Source organism: Mesorhizobium prunaredense, assembly GCF_900156895.1.
GTDB classification, from domain to species: Bacteria; Pseudomonadota; Alphaproteobacteria; order Rhizobiales; family Rhizobiaceae; genus Mesorhizobium; species Mesorhizobium prunaredense.
In genome coordinates this window covers 1-14794 of the sequence record NZ_FTPD01000013.1, presented here as the reverse complement: position 1 = coordinate 14794, position 14794 = coordinate 1, and the positions used below count along the sequence as shown (strand labels likewise).

The window sequence follows — 14794 nt, the reverse complement described above, 5'->3', positions numbered from 1 at the left end:
GGCAAATTCTGCAATAAAAACAATCGATAGCGCGGGCGCGAAGACTGGGCCGCCGGATTGTCGATGCTCACGCAGCAGTCACGTTCATTGTGCAGTGGCACAAAAATTGTGCAGTGCACGGTAGTGCGCAAGGAATGCTCAACTCGTCGGCATCGCCCAGTCGCGGATAGCGAGGTAGTCGTCGATCCTGTCCGGATCGAAGATACGGCCGTCGAAGAAACCATCCGGACCAAGGACGAGGCTGGCGCCGGCCGAGCCGACCGGGGTGGCAGCGGTCAGCGCCCCCTCGACCTTGGCGTTGGCCCCCGGCAGGGCGACGCCGAGCGGCTTTAGCGCTGCGCGATAGAGGTCGGGCCGGTAGGTGTCGCGCGCGAGCGCCATGTGGGCGGCGCTGTGCTTGACCTGCCCCCAACGGACCATCTGCGTGTAGAACCACAGCGCGTGGCTTTTCCACGGAAAATTTGCCGCCTTGCCGAAAGGCAGAAAAAAGTCCTCGACGGTCAGTTCCGCGCCGCCGCCCAGCGCAAGATGTCCGGTCAGGACCGGCATCTGCAGCGCCGGCGAAAGGCCGAGGAAGGAAGGCTGCGCCATCAGGGCGGCCAGTTCGCCGCGGTTTGCCGGATCCTGGCACCAGCGCGCGGCGTGATGGAGCGCGCGCAGCAGCGCCGAAAGGGCTTCCGGGTGCTTTTCGGCCCAGGCCTTTCGCACGCCGACGACTTTCTCGGGGCTGGTCTTCCAGATGGTGGCCTTGACGGTTGCGATATGGCCGGTGCCGGCGACGACCGAGGCGCTGTTCCAGGGTTCGCCGGCGCAGTAGCCGTCGATCCTGCCGGTGGCGAGTGCGTCGGCCATGAAGGGCGGCGGCACGATGACGATTTCTATTTCGCGCGACGGATCGATGCCGCAGGCGGCGAGCCAGTAGCGCAGTTCGTAATTGTGTCCGGAGTGCGGATGCACGACCGCAAAGCGCAGCGGGTCGCGACCGGCATTTGCCCGTTCACGGATCAGCGCTCCCAAGGCCCTGCCGGCGCGCGCCGGATTGAGATCGGGCAAGGCTCCGTGCGCGGCCATTCCCGCCCATAGCGTGTTCGAAACCGTTACGCAGTTGCCACCCAGCCCCAGCGAGAACGGCACGATCGTGTCGGAGGCGAGTGGGGTGAGCCCCAGATTGCAGGCGATCGGCATCGGCCCCAGCATATGCGCCAGGTCGAAATGTCCGATCGCGATGCGGTCGCGGATGTTGGCCCAGGACGTTTCGCGGCTGAGCGTCAGGTCGACGCCTTCGCGTGCGGCAAAGCCGATCTCCCTCGCTGCGACAAGGACGGCGCTGTCGAAGAGCGGTATGAAACCGGCATTGATCTGGTGTTCGGCCGCCATGCTCAACTTTCTCCGGGATCCAGAAGGCCTGCCGCCGTCACCAGGCTCTGCGCGATTTCGCTGATCTTGCGGTTCTGGTTCATGGCGGTCTTGCGCAGAAGGGTATAGGCCGCGTCCTCCGACAAGCCGCGCGACCGCATCAGGATGCCCTTGGCGCGGTCGATGACCTTGCGGTCCTCCAATTCACTGCGGGCTTCCTCCAGTTCGCGCGCCATCCGCGAGAACGCGTTGAAGCGGCTGATCGCCATGTCGAGAATCGGCTTGACGCGCTCCTGGCGCAGCCCGTCTACGACATAGGCGGAGACCCCCGCTTCCACCGCAGCTTCAATTGAAGCCTGATCCGACCGGTCCACGAACATGGCGATCGGCCGCTTCACCACGCGCGAAAGCTGGAACATGTTTTCAAGCATATCGCGGTTGGGATTTTCGAGATCGATGACGATTACGTCCGGTTCGATCTCGGCAATGCGCCGCGCTATTCCCGCAACATCGTGAACGACCGTGACCTGCTCATGCCCGGCCTCCCGCAATCCCGCCTCGATGATGGAGGCGCGGATGTGGTTTTCGTCGATCACCAGGACGGCGAGGGATTTGCGGATCATGCCGCATTTTGCGCACGGCGCGCGATTGTGCAATGCGGCAAGGTAAGAATTGACGCAGTCATCGCTTCGGGAACTGCCCTACGTTCGCGGAACTGACCCGTTAACTTAAATCCTGCTCGTAAGGGCTGACATTGCTTTTGTATCCACCGCGCTATCTTCCAATTGCGAACCTTGCCTCGCTGACTGGCTGAGCCGGTCCGCCATCGGAGCTGGCACCGCAGGCGGCGGCGCCGGCGGCGCGCTTGGAGAAGGGTCTGTCGTCGCGCCTGGCGATATGGCCGTCTGCGCAGACGGTGCTTTCGCAGGCGTTGGTGCCCCGGCGGTGCCCCGAGGCTCAAACCGGGTTAGCGGAAATGTCAGAAGGCGCCAAGTCAGTCAAAATCACAAAGCGGGTGGTTGATGCCACCAAGCCGAACGGCACAGACTTCTATGTGTTCGATAGCGAACTGATCGGGTTTGGCCTTCGCGTCCGCGAACGCGTCCGCGCTACTGGCGGAATGTTGCCTTTTGTCTCGTCGACCGGAACGAGCAGGTAGCGCCATTTGCCGACATTCACGGAGCGTTGGCAATCCCGACCTACGCCCGACCGCCGAATCGGCTGTGCGGTCGTGCCCTGTGCCGGCACGGAACTGCACGAGTGCAGCATTCATGTCCCACGACCAGGTAGCAGTCGCCAACGTTGTACGAAAAAAGCGGGATGCGTTTCGGTCCACTGGGCGACAAGTGGTTGCGCCTGTATAAAAGCGGCCCCGGGATGGATGGCCAAATCGCCGACGATCAACTCGCGCGACTCGCAGGCCTCCGGAGCGGATGTCAGGCAAGCCAGAATGACGAGCGTATAAAGCATTGTCTTGTTCCTTCGCGGAGATCGAGTTCGTCCTCGGAGGCGACAGATTCAATGGCCGGCACGAACGAGTTCGGGAGGGGGCTCGGCTCCTGCCACGAAGAGTTTGCCGCCGGCCCGCGAAATCTCGACGGTTTGGCTGCGCTCGTCCAACCTGCCTGGAACCGAGATCGTGAGGCTTTGGCCTTCATCGAGGGTTGCCTCGAAGCGCACAGGCAAGCCCGCCTCGCCTTCAGCGATCGTGGTGACCACCCGGAAGCTGTTATCGGCTTCCGTATAATAGACGACGCCTTGAAAACCGCCGAGATCGATACTCCCTCCTTGTAGGGGGTCCAGTTCACCTGCAGAGGCGTAGCCCGTCGTCACGCAAAGCGCTGCAAGGACCGTGTATCTGTGCATGATATTTTCCTCCTCAACCGAACAGGTCAGAACAAGATCGGTGCGCAAAGCATATGAGAAGTGGGTAGGTTCGTCTGTGGGAATTCTCACACGCGTGGCAACGCATTCAAAAACGAGGCCGGGCGCGTGTGGCAAGATGCGGATCGCGTCATGAGCGCCGGTCGCACCCAACGTCGGCTTTTGGGAAAGATTCCAACGCAGGAAGGTCGGGATTGGGTCATGGGCGTGAATTCGGCCGGGGGCGAACGAGCTTCCGCTTAGGGTCGGTAGCGGGAATTTAGCGTCGGTACCAAGCGTCAGAATTTAACCACTAGGCGGCTTTCACCAATTGGCTGAAAACCAAGTCGTTCACGGAAAGCGAGTTTGAACTTCTCGGCGTCGAACGCGAGAGGGGCAAGCCCGCGTTTGCTCTGATGGCCCAGCCGGGAACTCGGAAATATGTCGGCAGTGCCTTCGTCAGCGTCAACCGCGAGATGCGGGAGCGGCTATGGAAGCGGGTCCAGGAACATGCCGGGCCACCGCCCAAGGACATCCCAAAGCGGCCGGCAACGCAGTGGGTCAAGCCGGGGATCAAAGCCCGCGTGAAGCACCTCCGGGGCGAGAAAGACCTTCGGCACGCATCGCTGCAGGATTTTTGGGACGAAAGCTAGTGGTCAAAATCTAACACTTGGTACCGGAGCCGTAGGGCCGCTCAGGGTGGAATGTTGCCATTCGTCTTGTCGACCGGAACGAGCAGGTAGCGCCATCTCCTGACCTTGAGGGGCGCTCCATCAAAGTGACGCTTTCAGACGTGAAGCGGTCGTTGACTTGGCGGCTGGCGCTGCCTCGCAAATCCTTTGTGAATGACGACAAACGCCAAGGCCAGCCACAGTCCGCTGGGATTCCGTTTGAACAGCCGCCAGCGGGTCCGAGACAAATGGGAGCCGTGCGCTATGCCCTCATCTCTGCAGTGTTGATTTTTCATCGTTGACTTATCGTTGCACAACTCTGGGTCACTTTTACAGACTGAGCAGGTCAACCACTACGTTACCAACGTGAGATCGCATTCGCCAGCTTTGAAAGAAAATTGAGCAAGGCTCTACGAACGGAAAGTCGCTAGACGTGACCCGATTTCCGGTTCAGCGCCCACGCAAGTAGTCGAGAGCTTGGTTCGCACCGGGCAGCGACAGTCTAGATATTCACCGAGGGACAACGGAAGACTAATACCAATTAACATCAAGAAAATACGTTTGAACATGAAGCTTAGGTTCTTTGCTTAAGCAACTCAGCTCTGACCGGATGTTAGGATATCGCGATGGACGCACTTTTGACTTCGAACCCCCTGTTGGAAATCATTCTCGGAACCTTGGGCATGATACTAGTAATCTTCGTGCACGGGATTGGAATCAGAATCATCAACCAGCGTTTCATCGGATCGTGGATACGAATAAGTGAGATCACGCCGCGGTGGAGAATCAACATAGTGCTAGCCTTCACAATAGGTTCTCTTGGCGCTCTCCACTTCTTGGAAACACTTTTCTGGGCAGTCCCTGTGTCTGCATCTGGGTTGATTCCGTCAATGCGTGACAGCTACTTTTTCGTTCTGGAAAGCTACACGACGCTGGGCGAAGGCAATGTCAGTCTGCCCGATCAATGGCGTCTGATCGGACCCATCATAGCCATGTCGGGGCTCTTTACGTTCGGTTGGACGGGCAGCGTCTTGGTCAACATAATGACGGAATTTGGCAAGGCCGACAGGAAGCGCGCTGAAGCGCGAAGCAACCGCCGATCCGGTGAATGACGACCTGCGTGACAGTCTCCAAGGTTCTCGCGCCCGGACCCTGTAGCCCGGACCCCGTAGAGTGTGGGGTCTCCAAGCGTAAAACGGCTAGTCCCAGCATCGCGCTGATGTACCCGCCCGTCAGACACCCGTATCGGCCTTCACCCGGCCCGAGGCGACGGCGGCCTGGAGCGCCGCGAAGTCCAACTCGTTCTGGTCGGCGTACGTCTCGGCGAACGAGGCCATAGCCCGGTCGAAGGCATCCGACTTGCCGAGGTACGCGCTGATCGCGATTCGGTCGCCCGAGCGTGCGTGGGCACGCGCGAGCGTCCAGCCGCAGGCCTTCCCGTACGCGGCCAGGGCGGGCGGGCTCATCGCCTCGATCACCAGTGACATCTTCCAGTCCTTCAATTGGCGCACGTAGAAGTCTCGTTCCTGCCCGTCGAGCGGGGACTTGATGTGCTGCCAGCCGACGAAGATATCGGTGGCGGCCTGCATCAGCTGCTGCCCTGCGACAACCCGCTCGCCGTGGGTTGCGTATTCGCTTTTGCCCACGAACCGCTCGAGTACCGACGGTTGCGCCTCCTTAACCTGTAGGAAGAGCGGATCTCGGTCGTCGGTGCCCAGGAAGAGGGCGATCCGGTCGCGGGTGCCGACGCTCCCGACCCCGACTACCTTGCGAGCTTGGTCTACGTAGCGAAACTGCTCGAGCAGGACGCGCCGGTCGCTGGCCAGCGTGCGCCGGTAGGCACCGAACAGGTCTCGGATCTCGTTCTCAATCTGGTCGCGGCTCTGGCCCGGGGGTATCAGCTCGACGATCGGCACGATGAGCGGCGGGTCATTGATGATGCGGGGTTCGCCATCGACGAGGTGGGTCAGCTTCTCGTAGGAGTGCATGCTGTCGCGCGTACGTGCCTTGGCGACGTCGGCCTCTGCCCGCTTAAGCTGTTTCACGTCGACCCCGGCCGAAAATTCGCGCAGCACCTGCTCCATCTGGAGGCTGGCGTACCAGACCTGAAGATTGCGCATCGCGGCAAAGCCGTGCATCGCCTCCCGGTACGAGCGGATCGTGGCCAAGACGGCATGCGCTCGTTCCTTGTGCGAGAAGCTGTTGTCGCGGCCCGCGATCGCGAAGCTCGCCGCCAAGCGCTTCACGTCCCACTCCCACGGCCCCGGCGTTGTCTCGTCGAAGTCATTGACGTCAAAGACGAGGGTCCGCTCCGGCGAGCCGAACGCGCCGAAGTTCGAGAGGTGCGCATCGCCGCACAGCTGGGTGCGGATGCCTGAGTTCGGCGTCCGCGAGAGATCCGCAGCCATAATCAGCGCGCCGCCGCGATAGAAGGCGAACGCTGACGCGAGCATCCGACCGTACCGGGTCGGCACCAACTCGGGCAAGCGCGTGACAGTCTGCTCCTCGAGCAAGGCAACCGGATCCCGATCCTTTGAGATCTCGATCTCTGCCTGGAGCGCCCGCGGTATCTCAACCCGCGCTGCCTTGCCGCGCGCCGCACGCTCGGCCGGGGTGAAGTGCGGGACGACCTTGGGCCGGCCTGCCTCGACTCTGCTCATCGGCCCCCCTTTCTTTGTGGCGATGCCGTGCTCGAACTATCACCCCTTCTCATGTCGCCGTCAAAGGCTCCATCCGATCGCGCGCCCCCGCACGCCCAGCCGCCGGACGGGTGGCGTGCGTTGAAGGAGCGTGAGATGGCGAAGCGTCGGTCAGTCACCTTGCGACACGTGGAGGGGCGAAGACCCATGTTGACAAGCCTCCCGCTCTCCGTTTCACGGTTGACCGCGTGCGGCTCTTTGCGTAGCGTCGCCCTATAGTGCCTCAGGCCCGATCGTTCATCGAATTGCTGACGCTCACGCCCCCGACTGACGAGTAGAAGTCATCGTGATGAGTGCCCCTGACCAACATCTTATCCAAAGGTACGAGCAGTCGTTGGTCGACACGTTCGCGAACTTCGCTGATCCGAAGCAGGAGTGGCGCAGGCTGTTCTCGGAGCTGCTGGGGACGTTTTTCCTCGTCCTCGTCGCCGCTGGCGGCGGGATGATGGGGCAGGCGTTTCCCAACACCATCGACCGTAGCGCGGCAGTGGTCGCGCCCGGGCTGATGGTGATGGCGGTCATCCTGTTTATGGGCAAAGTCTCCGGCGCGCACTTGAATCCCGCCGTCAGCGTTGCCTTCTCGCTACGCGGCGACTTCCCGTGGCGTCGCGTGCCCGGGTACATCATCGCGCAGCTGATCGGCGCCACTCTCGCGGCGCTGTTCCTGCACGCTGTGATCAACGTCTCGGCGACCTACGGGTCGAACTATCCGGTGGCAGGCTACTCGGCGGGCAGCGCGTTCCTGATGGAGGCGGTGCTGACGTTCGGGCTCGTCAGCGTCATTCTCGGCACCGCATCCGGAGCGCAGAACATCGGCGTCTTCGGGGCGATCGGGGTCGGGGCCTACATCGCGCTCGCGGGCCTCTGGGGAAGTCCGATCTCCGGTGCGTCGATGAACCCCGCGCGCACGTTCGGGCCGAATCTTGTCGGCACCGATTTCACGAGCTACTGGGTCTACGTGGCGGGTCCACTGGCCGGCGCTATGCTCGCGGTGGGAGCGGCATGGGTGCTGCGAGGGCCGGGCGGGGGCCGCGCAGGGTCAGGCGCCGCCCAGGGCGACCTCTACACCGAGATCGAGCACCCCGACAAGGCCTGAAGCGGTATCGGGTCCGTCACTATTTTTCCGTTTCGCCTATCAGCGCGGCTGGCAAGTCGTGGATGGCAGCACGGTCGTGCGGACCTTCGAAAAGAAGGAGGACGCATTCCATTTCTTGGTGGACCGTGGCGCCCGCGTCTGGTTGGAATGGAGCAGGACCGTCATCGGCGGGAAAGCACCGCCGTCTGACTTCGCTGCCAGTTTCATGCAGGATACAGTCGGCCGCATCCTGAAGACGCTCCACGGCAAGGAAGCCGGGACATGGTTCTGGACATGTCATGAAGGTGGCGCGAACGGGAAGGTGTCCACAAAGGAGGAAGCGGTCTTTGGCGTCGAGCGCGCCTATACCCGCCGCGTCGTCAAAGCGGACTGGCGGGCAATCTGACATGAGGGCGTCAATGGCTGAGGCCAATCAATAAGTTGTGCAATTCATGGTGTTGCCGAAGCGGTTGCAAGTCGTCGTTTTCGGCTGACTGTTTTGCATGTTGGTAAATGCCGCATTCGCCCTGGCAGATGCCCTGCCGCGAGACGAAATGGATTCATTTTGGATGCATTGGGCCATGGCCGGGGTCCCTGGCTCGAAGCCGTAGGAGACACATCGGTTCCGGAAATAGGTTGCCTGTTCCGCCTGCGGTGTGGTGGCAAACCAAGCAGGTGAGCCAGGCATACCTAGGCCCGAACCGGAGCAGCCGCTTAAAAGGATGGTCGCTGCCCCTGCCGCGGCGAAAATGTTGCGTTTGCGCATGGTGATTTCCCCCTGCATGCACAGAACTCCAATAGCTTCGCCCGCGCAAGGGTGAGATGGGGGATCGGCGGAAAGGCAGAGGATTCATCGATCTCGCCCGTAGAGTATTGCCATGAAGGCAGTTCCCTTATTCCATATCGGGCACTTCGCTGCCTGAGAGGTGGACGAGAATCGGTCGGGAGGGACTAGAATGGAAGATGAAATAGGAAAGCCAAAGCCGCATTTGCGCCTGGCCGTCGAGAACGATCAGAAGGCGATCAAGCGTGGGCGAAGGAAGCCGTTGGATGGCCGCTTCGTGAGCTTGCCGCCAACATCATCCGCGTCGTGCGCGGAGCCGGGAAGTCATACGAGATTGCAGGGCAGTGCGTGTCGGTTATCAAGGCGTTCCAGCAGTACCGAGATACGGTGGGCCAATGGCCATCGAGCTGGGAAATAGATCAGGCATTGTCGATTAGCCGAGAAAGGCACGGCCAGCAGACATACGACGAAGCCTGGCAGCGCGAGCAAGCTCGCGACACCGTTATTCGCGGAGCACTCCAGGTCAGCGCCTCTCGCCTTGTGGGTCAGAATACGCAGGAGCAACGCGGGCGTTCTGAGATGATGGATGGCCTACGAGAACTCGAACAGATTAGAGAAGAAACCCGGAAGCGGGCTGCGGAAGAGGAGAAAGCTCGGCGACTGAGTCTCAAAGCAAGGGCCTCACCGTCAAAAAAGCGGGGCAAACGAAAGATGTTGACGCCCCGGAAAAAACCCGATCCAGATGTTTCATTCTAGGGCCTATCGGCTCTTCCGCAGCCTCACGCCCTGCCCCTCGCCGTTCTCTGCAACGAAGATAACTCCGCCGCGGTCAAACGCCTCCAGAAGTGCGGCGACTGTCCGGGGCTGTGCCGCAAGCAGTCCCGGCTGAGACTCAAGTCGCTTGATCGACGGCAGAGACACCTTTGATGCCGCAGCCAAATCCTTCTGCTCCCAGCGGAGTAGTGCCCTAGCGGCTCGGATTTGTTCGCTCGAAATCGCCATTTTTGTTTAGTTCCTCGGGAACCATTTAATACCTGAGGTATTGACAGGGTTCCAACAATGAATTAATACCTCAGGTATCGCACAAGGCGGCGTGAGGAGCAAGCTAATGTTGAACCGCTCGGAAATCATGAAGACCGCCTGGGTGAAGTGGAATGCCCATTTCACAGCCCGTCCGCATCTAGTGCGTAAGCTCAACCGGGCCGACTTCGGCTTCTATCTCGCCGCCGCTTGGCGTGAGGCGAAGGCCGCGCAGATGACCGCGCCAGAGCGCCGCGCTGATCGCATTACGGTTGAGATTGACCGCCTCAAGTATCAGTCGTTCCGCGTCAACATTTGAACCCCGCCGCCGTCAACTCGAAACGGAACTCGCAGCCCTCGCCGGATAGCCCGGCACAACGTTCAACATAGGGAGAATGACAATGCCGAACACCACTGTTCGGGCAGCCGCCGAAGGTTTGCCCGCGATCAATCGCCGTCGCATGCTACTCGGGCTCGCGGCTGCTTCAACCGCTGCCGCCGCCATCACTGCGGCGTCGGCCGCTGGCTGCGCACCTGTCGAAAACCCGGAACTGGTCCGACTCGGCAACCAACTGCCGGAAGCCTCCACCGAATATCTCGCCGCGCTCGAAGAAATTGAATGGATCGCCGCGGAATGGAAACACCGCTGGCCGCTTGCCCCCGACGAAATCACTTGGCCGCGCGGGGACTACATAGACGGCGAGCGCGATATCGCCGGGCGGCTCCTTAAGCGTCCAGGAGAAGAGCACGTCCGTTGTGTCCGCGATGTCAGAAACCTCGCGGCCATAGCGGCCACCGACCGCCCGCCGCGCCACAACGCGAGTGACGCCACGCGAGCGAGGCATGCGATCTGGCTTGCCAGAGCCAAGAGAGAGCTCAAGATCGGCAAGGCCTATAAGTCTCAAACCGCCCGCCTTCGGGACATTTCAGGGATGGACCTGGCGAAGGCGAGGGCGGCGGCGGCGAAGAAGTCACTTTCAGATCTGGTGACCGCTATCATGGAGCAGCCGGGAACGACCATGGAGGGAATACTGATCAAGGCGCAGGCGGTCACCACCTTCAACAAGGCGATGGCGCGCAAATACCCCTTGGAGGGCGAGCTTTGGGCTGCACAGTTGGCAGCGTCGGTTCTCCAGTTGGCTTCGGAAGGGGACGCATCAGCATGAGCGCCGCCGTCAAGACGAAGGCGCTGGCTGCATTCGTGCAGCAGTGCCTTGATCCGCTGCCCGATGCCGTCCTCATCGACACGCACCACAATCAGCTCATGCGTCAGGCGCGGCGCCTCCCTTGGCGCAAGGCTGATGCTGTCACCAGCCTGACAGGAGCGGAAACGGATTACTGGTACCCGAAAAGCCTTCACGCGATGTACGTCCTAGAGGACGAGGATCGATCTAGCGCCTATTCTGACAAACGGATGCTCAGCGTGGACAGGAACCGGCAGGCTGTGGCCGATCAAATCCGAGTTCCAGCGCCCGATCTCCTGGCCATTCAATGGAAGCGAGAAGCCGCAAAGGACCCATCCCTACCGATCGGTGCGGATGAAGTCGCCAAGCTCATCGCGGCGGACGAGGCGTTTCTTGCAGCGCATCCGATCACGAAGCAACCTCGTAGAAAACGTGGGTTGAGCGACCATCACTGATCCCCGGCAACAACTGCCTAAGCCCGTTGCCTCACGGTGGCGGGCCTTTTTGTCGCTTAGGAACCTTACGCCTCGGCTGGCCGTTGAGGCCCACTAAAAAGGAGATCAAAATGGCTGACGACCCGAACGAAGCTGCGCCGCCGAACAAGACGCAACGCGAAGCTCAGGAAGACTTGGAGAAGCAGGTTGCGCAGCTGAAGCGCGAGATCAACAAAATCAATCGGACGCTCGCGGAGCGTGCTGAAGAGGTGGTCGAAGAAGCCACTGGTTGGTATGAGGGCGCGGCCGATAGCGTGTCTCGGACCACGCAAGCACTTCGCAAAAGGGCGTCTACGGCTTCCGGTGTCGTTCAAGAAAATCCTGGCACTGTGTCGTCCGCCTTCATGCTGGGCGCGGCTGTAGGCCTGCTGTTGGGCCTTGTTCTTGTGGCCGGCGACCAGCGCCGGGACCGCTGGATCTAACACGCCGTAAATGAGGGCCGGAGCCCGCTGCCTCCGGTGGTGGCGGGTTTTTTGCTGAGGCGGTCAGTTCGGCGCGATTAACGTTCTCTGCGATTTCCAAAACTGAGTGTCGATCGCGTCTTTAGTAGCCGCCACCGCCAGTACTGCCGGCACTGCCACTACTGCTCCCGCTCGATGTAGACGCGGTTGGCGATGCGGGTGGAGCGTGGAGCGCCGCCCTACTGAGGCCGCGCGAGCCGCTCTACGAGCGCGTTGGCTTCAGCCAACCTGGCCAGCGCTTGCTCGACTTTCTGCGCCGAGCGGTCCGTGCGCTGGATGTGCCTCACGATTTGCTGCCTTAACCGCGCGAGCCTTTCGGCGCGATATACGTCGCCGTACCTCGCAGTTTCAAGGTGGAGGGTCGCGAGCCTCATGGGCGACGATTCCATTATCTACTGACGCGCCACAACCGGGGTAAGTCGCGCCATGCATCAAAGTAGCAGCGGCCCATGATGGGCTTCATCCATCGATTGGATGACGCGGGCTCATCTACCTGGCGTCGCGCGAGCGCCATCCAATACTCGGTTATCTGAGAGCAGGTTCTGACCTCACAGCAGGTCTTCGGCAACCCCGTCGAATTTCCTGAGGCCTACGCTTGGAGGCTTTTGCTTGAGAAGGCCCTGTTCAGATGCAGCCGCCTCGAAGGCAGCGAACGCAGCCTGGTGACTGCAATGTCCGGCCAGGCATTCCTCCACCATTCGTATTGCTTCCAGTCGGGACGGCTTGTCCATGAATGGCCATGGTTGCTGAAGCGCCGTCTCAGCATCAGGTATGGACGCAACCAGCATCGATCTATGATTTAGGTAGATCGTTATCGGTGTAAACGCCGGCATCTTTGTCGCTCTCCAGAATTGAAGTGGCTAAACGCGAAGACCTGCCGGTTCGCCGCCCGTCTCCTCTGGGCGGCGGGTTTTTCTTTGCGTGAACCTCCAATTAGGATTGACACCTAGCGGCGCATTTCTCCCTCGCCCCGTATGACCGAACCGTAACCTCGACCGGCAAGGGGGAGCGCTGGTTTTGCAGCGAGGCAGAAGCCCGAGCGGCCGGCTGGCGAAAAGCGCGACGGTGGCGTCCGCCTTGCTCCTGCCCCGCAGCTATTGCGCGACTTTGGTTCCGTTGACGCCCGGCAATCATGGAAGGCCGAGGGGCGAGTGATCGAGTTCCGGTTCCCATAGCCACACTAGCCCAGCACTAAGCCTGCAATCAAAACGGCAAATCCGATAGAAAGCGGGACCGCCAAAAGCCAGCCCGCCTCCAAAACGCTATTTTCTTGCCGATCCATAACAGTCTCCTCTTTGACGCTGCCCCTGATTACGAAAGCCATTGGGAGCGGTTCGGTTCCGACGATTTTGCCGAGGACCCGGGGAGATGGCACCACCGGGTGCTCGCGTTCGTCCTCACCATTCGCGTGTTCGGCATCGCATCGCGTCGCGTCAGGTCGACGCTGTTCGAACCGCTCGCGCGGTGATAAGCGGTTGAGCATCTGAGTCCTACTTGAAGGTACCGCAATTGCCCATCGCGTTCGCCATATCTGTAGGTCTCGCACTGGTAACGGTTCTGATGCACTATGAAGTGCTAAATATCGCCGGAACGATGAGGCGTCGTTTTTCACTTCCGATGCGGGTTGATCTGCTGCTCTTGGTCGTCGCAGCAATCATTGCTCACGTGGTGGGGATCTGTCTTTTCGCGCTTGCCTACGCCTGGATGCACCACCATCCAGACCTTGGAGGTCTCGCAGGCTTGTTTTCCGGAAGCGCAGCGGATTTCTTCTATTTCTCGGTTACCTGTTACACGACGATCGGCTTTGGCGAAGTCTATGCCACTGGGCCGATGCGAATCGTTGCTGCCTTGGAGGGTCTCAACGGACTCGTCCTGATCGCTTGGTCAGCATCGTTCGCATACGCATCGACTTCGGATCTGTGGAAGCGGAAGCAAGACTGACGCGCGTTGCAGAGGTCGTGTTCCTTCGTCATAGCTGTTCGCGCCGAAAAGGTGCGGCGGGCTTTTTCCCTTCGGGCGCCAAGGAGCTTGTAACCGTTTACCTGAATGTTCCCCATAGCGGGGCCTATGCAAAAATTCGCCACTGCACCGCTATCAGAACGGCCCGTTGCTATGGCGTGGTAATCGCTGCAATTACCCCCCGTTTCGAGTGGTAGTTGCGCGACCAATACGCTCGCGCGAGGGGAGTTGGCTCCAGGAACCTGTAAGAAACCAACGGCTTGAGCTAATTTAATAACCGCTTTCCGGTTAATCGGTTTCCACGGCCCAGCGCTGAAGAGAGACGAACGCCCGCCTGCAAGGTGGACTTTTGAACCTTTTGAGTGTTCGCCCTAGGGGGCGCCATAGAAAATTTCGGCCACTAATCGGGGCCTATCAAAGCCGAGCAACAATGTCCCGAAGGCTATTGCAGCCAGTTGTGTCGAGAGCGGTCAGATTGTATTCAACACCCTCCCCAGCTCCTGTCGGTCAACATTCAGTCATGCGGTCGCAGGTGTAGCGCCGTTCGAAGGTCCCGTCCGCGCGCCGCTGCTTGTCGAAGCGGGAATGTGAGGCTCGATCCCGTGCTCGTGGACCAGCCAAACGGGGTCTCGGCAGAGGCGTAGCCAGTGTAGGCGCCAACCGTTCGGGATCGAGGCTGAAGCGATCCTGGTGCGCTCGATCGTGCTGGCCGCACCTGCCTCCGCAGGGCGGGTGGCGCGGCTTTGCAAAGCGCACATGATTTCGTCACGAGAGATGCCGATGTCGCCAAGGACGCCATCGGGTAAACGGCTCAACTGGTCCGTTGCCGATAACAGAGCCTTTCGCTCGGCGTGGAGGCGTAACCACCTGCGAAATGGACCAACTGCGACAGCATGAATTGCAACCATGATCAGATCGTCCCTTCGCTGATCTGAATTGACCGGTACGGAACGGCGCGGCTGGCACTCCGGGCAAGAGCGCCAGCCGTCCGCGAAGCAGGTTACGCGTAGTGGTCGATTGACCGGTTTTGCTGTGGCGTGCCCGCACGGCGGGCGGTGGCTGGCCCCGGGCCACGCATATAATAAAGCTCCGGCCGGTAGCGCCGCGCGGCGAATTTGCGAAACGCCGCAGCAAGTTTTGTGAAGGGAGCCAAGAATTTCATGACCGTTCCCTTTCCCTTCCCCTGCTTGAACACGAGCCGGCGGGGCCTGGATGTTGCAAACAAGGA

Annotated in this window: 19 protein-coding genes; 10 read left to right on the top strand and 9 right to left on the bottom strand. The window is 60.7% G+C overall.

Annotation, left to right across the window (positions count from 1 at the left end; translation table 11 throughout):
* Positions 1-138: 138 nt before the first annotated feature.
* On the bottom strand, positions 139-1377 hold the full coding sequence (locus tag BQ8794_RS10950; protein ID WP_167378706.1) for a CmpA/NrtA family ABC transporter substrate-binding protein: 1239 nt from the start codon (positions 1375-1377) through the stop codon (positions 139-141).
* A gap of 2 nt (positions 1378-1379) precedes the next feature.
* Positions 1380-1979 carry an ANTAR domain-containing response regulator gene (locus tag BQ8794_RS10945; protein ID WP_077376819.1) on the bottom strand — a complete coding sequence of 200 codons (600 nt, stop codon included), beginning with the start codon at positions 1977-1979 and terminating at the stop codon, positions 1380-1382.
* 242 nt (positions 1980-2221) lie between these two features.
* Here BQ8794_RS10945 and BQ8794_RS34610 point away from each other — a divergent pair, with 242 nt between their 5' ends.
* Positions 2222-2515 (top strand): hypothetical protein, encoded by a 294-nt coding sequence (locus tag BQ8794_RS34610; RefSeq protein WP_143744524.1) that lies wholly within the window; start codon positions 2222-2224, stop codon positions 2513-2515.
* Positions 2516-2625: 110 nt separating this feature from the next.
* Here BQ8794_RS34610 and BQ8794_RS10935 read toward each other — a convergent pair whose 3' ends face one another.
* Both BQ8794_RS10935 and BQ8794_RS10930 read right to left on the bottom strand, forming a co-directional pair.
* Entirely contained in the window at positions 2626-2826 is a 201-nt protein-coding gene (locus tag BQ8794_RS10935; protein WP_077376813.1) for a hypothetical protein, read from the bottom strand.
* 48 nt (positions 2827-2874) lie between these two features.
* Positions 2875-3222, bottom strand: a complete 348-nt coding sequence (locus BQ8794_RS10930; protein ID WP_077377453.1) for a hypothetical protein — start codon at positions 3220-3222, stop codon at positions 2875-2877.
* Positions 3223-3635: 413 nt separating this feature from the next.
* Between BQ8794_RS10930 and BQ8794_RS36050 the strand changes: the two genes are divergently transcribed.
* Both BQ8794_RS36050 and BQ8794_RS10920 read left to right on the top strand, forming a co-directional pair.
* Positions 3636-3872, top strand: coding sequence for a hypothetical protein (locus BQ8794_RS36050; protein ID WP_244554915.1), 237 nt, complete (start codon positions 3636-3638; stop codon positions 3870-3872).
* Positions 3873-4516: 644 nt separating this feature from the next.
* The gene (locus BQ8794_RS10920; RefSeq protein WP_077376810.1) at positions 4517-5002 is read left to right on the top strand and encodes an ion channel; all 486 of its coding nucleotides are present in this window, start codon (positions 4517-4519) and stop codon (positions 5000-5002) included.
* 120 nt (positions 5003-5122) lie between these two features.
* On the opposite strand, the gene BQ8794_RS10915 is transcribed toward BQ8794_RS10920, so the two are convergent.
* Complete coding sequence (locus tag BQ8794_RS10915) at positions 5123-6550, bottom strand: DUF2252 domain-containing protein (protein WP_077376808.1); 1428 nt, start codon at positions 6548-6550, stop codon at positions 5123-5125.
* Between the two features lie 373 nt (positions 6551-6923).
* Between BQ8794_RS10915 and BQ8794_RS10910 the strand changes: the two genes are divergently transcribed.
* Complete coding sequence (locus BQ8794_RS10910) at positions 6924-7685, top strand: MIP/aquaporin family protein (RefSeq protein WP_210189828.1); 762 nt, start codon at positions 6924-6926, stop codon at positions 7683-7685.
* 58 nt (positions 7686-7743) lie between these two features.
* Entirely contained in the window at positions 7744-8070 is a 327-nt protein-coding gene (locus BQ8794_RS10905) for a hypothetical protein (protein WP_077376803.1), read from the top strand.
* A 27-nt stretch (positions 8071-8097) separates the two neighbouring features.
* Here BQ8794_RS10905 and BQ8794_RS34605 read toward each other — a convergent pair whose 3' ends face one another.
* Positions 8098-8448 (bottom strand): hypothetical protein, encoded by a 351-nt coding sequence (locus BQ8794_RS34605; protein WP_167378705.1) that lies wholly within the window; start codon positions 8446-8448, stop codon positions 8098-8100.
* Between the two features lie 1108 nt (positions 8449-9556).
* On the opposite strand from BQ8794_RS34605, the gene BQ8794_RS10890 reads away from it, so the two are divergent.
* From BQ8794_RS10890 to BQ8794_RS10875, 4 genes are all read left to right on the top strand, one after another.
* Positions 9557-9787 carry a hypothetical protein gene (locus BQ8794_RS10890; protein ID WP_077376795.1) on the top strand — a complete coding sequence of 77 codons (231 nt, stop codon included), beginning with the start codon at positions 9557-9559 and terminating at the stop codon, positions 9785-9787.
* 82 nt (positions 9788-9869) lie between these two features.
* Positions 9870-10634 (top strand): hypothetical protein, encoded by a 765-nt coding sequence (locus BQ8794_RS10885; protein WP_143744522.1) that lies wholly within the window; start codon positions 9870-9872, stop codon positions 10632-10634.
* Positions 10631-11107 (top strand): hypothetical protein, encoded by a 477-nt coding sequence (locus tag BQ8794_RS10880; RefSeq protein ID WP_077376789.1) that lies wholly within the window; start codon positions 10631-10633, stop codon positions 11105-11107. Before BQ8794_RS10885 ends, BQ8794_RS10880 begins: the two co-directional genes overlap by 4 nt.
* A gap of 110 nt (positions 11108-11217) precedes the next feature.
* Positions 11218-11568, top strand: a complete 351-nt coding sequence (locus BQ8794_RS10875) for a hypothetical protein (RefSeq protein WP_077376786.1) — start codon at positions 11218-11220, stop codon at positions 11566-11568.
* 587 nt (positions 11569-12155) lie between these two features.
* Here the strand turns inward: BQ8794_RS10875 and BQ8794_RS37355 are convergent.
* Positions 12156-12440, bottom strand: coding sequence for a DUF982 domain-containing protein (locus tag BQ8794_RS37355; protein WP_077376778.1), 285 nt, complete (start codon positions 12438-12440; stop codon positions 12156-12158).
* Between the two features lie 347 nt (positions 12441-12787).
* Positions 12788-13090: a hypothetical protein gene (locus tag BQ8794_RS35595; protein WP_167378704.1), complete on the bottom strand. Its 303-nt coding sequence runs from the start codon at positions 13088-13090 to the stop codon at positions 12788-12790.
* Positions 13091-13101: 11 nt separating this feature from the next.
* On the opposite strand from BQ8794_RS35595, the gene BQ8794_RS10860 reads away from it, so the two are divergent.
* Positions 13102-13548: a potassium channel family protein gene (locus tag BQ8794_RS10860; RefSeq protein WP_244554914.1), complete on the top strand. Its 447-nt coding sequence runs from the start codon at positions 13102-13104 to the stop codon at positions 13546-13548.
* Positions 13549-14566: 1018 nt separating this feature from the next.
* On the opposite strand, the gene BQ8794_RS36045 is transcribed toward BQ8794_RS10860, so the two are convergent.
* Positions 14567-14794: hypothetical protein (locus tag BQ8794_RS36045; protein ID WP_077376772.1), on the bottom strand; the 228-nt coding region annotated here is incomplete at its 5' end.

Excerpts from the sequence above, each read along its gene's own strand:
- BQ8794_RS10950 (WP_167378706.1), bottom strand. The coding sequence starts at position 1,377 with ATGGCGGCCGAACACCAGATCAATGCCGGTTTCATACCGCTCTTCGAC.
- BQ8794_RS10945 (WP_077376819.1), bottom strand. The coding sequence starts at position 1,979 with ATGATCCGCAAATCCCTCGCCGTCCTGGTGATCGACGAAAACCACATC.
- BQ8794_RS10935 (WP_077376813.1), bottom strand. The coding sequence starts at position 2,826 with ATGCTTTATACGCTCGTCATTCTGGCTTGCCTGACATCCGCTCCGGAG.
- BQ8794_RS10930 (WP_077377453.1), bottom strand. The coding sequence starts at position 3,222 with ATGCACAGATACACGGTCCTTGCAGCGCTTTGCGTGACGACGGGCTAC.
- BQ8794_RS36050 (WP_244554915.1), top strand. The coding sequence starts at position 3,636 with ATGGCCCAGCCGGGAACTCGGAAATATGTCGGCAGTGCCTTCGTCAGC.
- BQ8794_RS10920 (WP_077376810.1), top strand. The coding sequence starts at position 4,517 with ATGGACGCACTTTTGACTTCGAACCCCCTGTTGGAAATCATTCTCGGA.
- BQ8794_RS10915 (WP_077376808.1), bottom strand. The coding sequence starts at position 6,550 with ATGAGCAGAGTCGAGGCAGGCCGGCCCAAGGTCGTCCCGCACTTCACC.
- BQ8794_RS34605 (WP_167378705.1), bottom strand. The coding sequence starts at position 8,448 with ATGCAGGGGGAAATCACCATGCGCAAACGCAACATTTTCGCCGCGGCA.
- BQ8794_RS10890 (WP_077376795.1), top strand. The coding sequence starts at position 9,557 with ATGTTGAACCGCTCGGAAATCATGAAGACCGCCTGGGTGAAGTGGAAT.
- BQ8794_RS10885 (WP_143744522.1), top strand. The coding sequence starts at position 9,870 with ATGCCGAACACCACTGTTCGGGCAGCCGCCGAAGGTTTGCCCGCGATC.
- BQ8794_RS10880 (WP_077376789.1), top strand. The coding sequence starts at position 10,631 with ATGAGCGCCGCCGTCAAGACGAAGGCGCTGGCTGCATTCGTGCAGCAG.
- BQ8794_RS10875 (WP_077376786.1), top strand. The coding sequence starts at position 11,218 with ATGGCTGACGACCCGAACGAAGCTGCGCCGCCGAACAAGACGCAACGC.
- BQ8794_RS37355 (WP_077376778.1), bottom strand. The coding sequence starts at position 12,440 with ATGCCGGCGTTTACACCGATAACGATCTACCTAAATCATAGATCGATG.
- BQ8794_RS35595 (WP_167378704.1), bottom strand. The coding sequence starts at position 13,090 with ATGCTCAACCGCTTATCACCGCGCGAGCGGTTCGAACAGCGTCGACCT.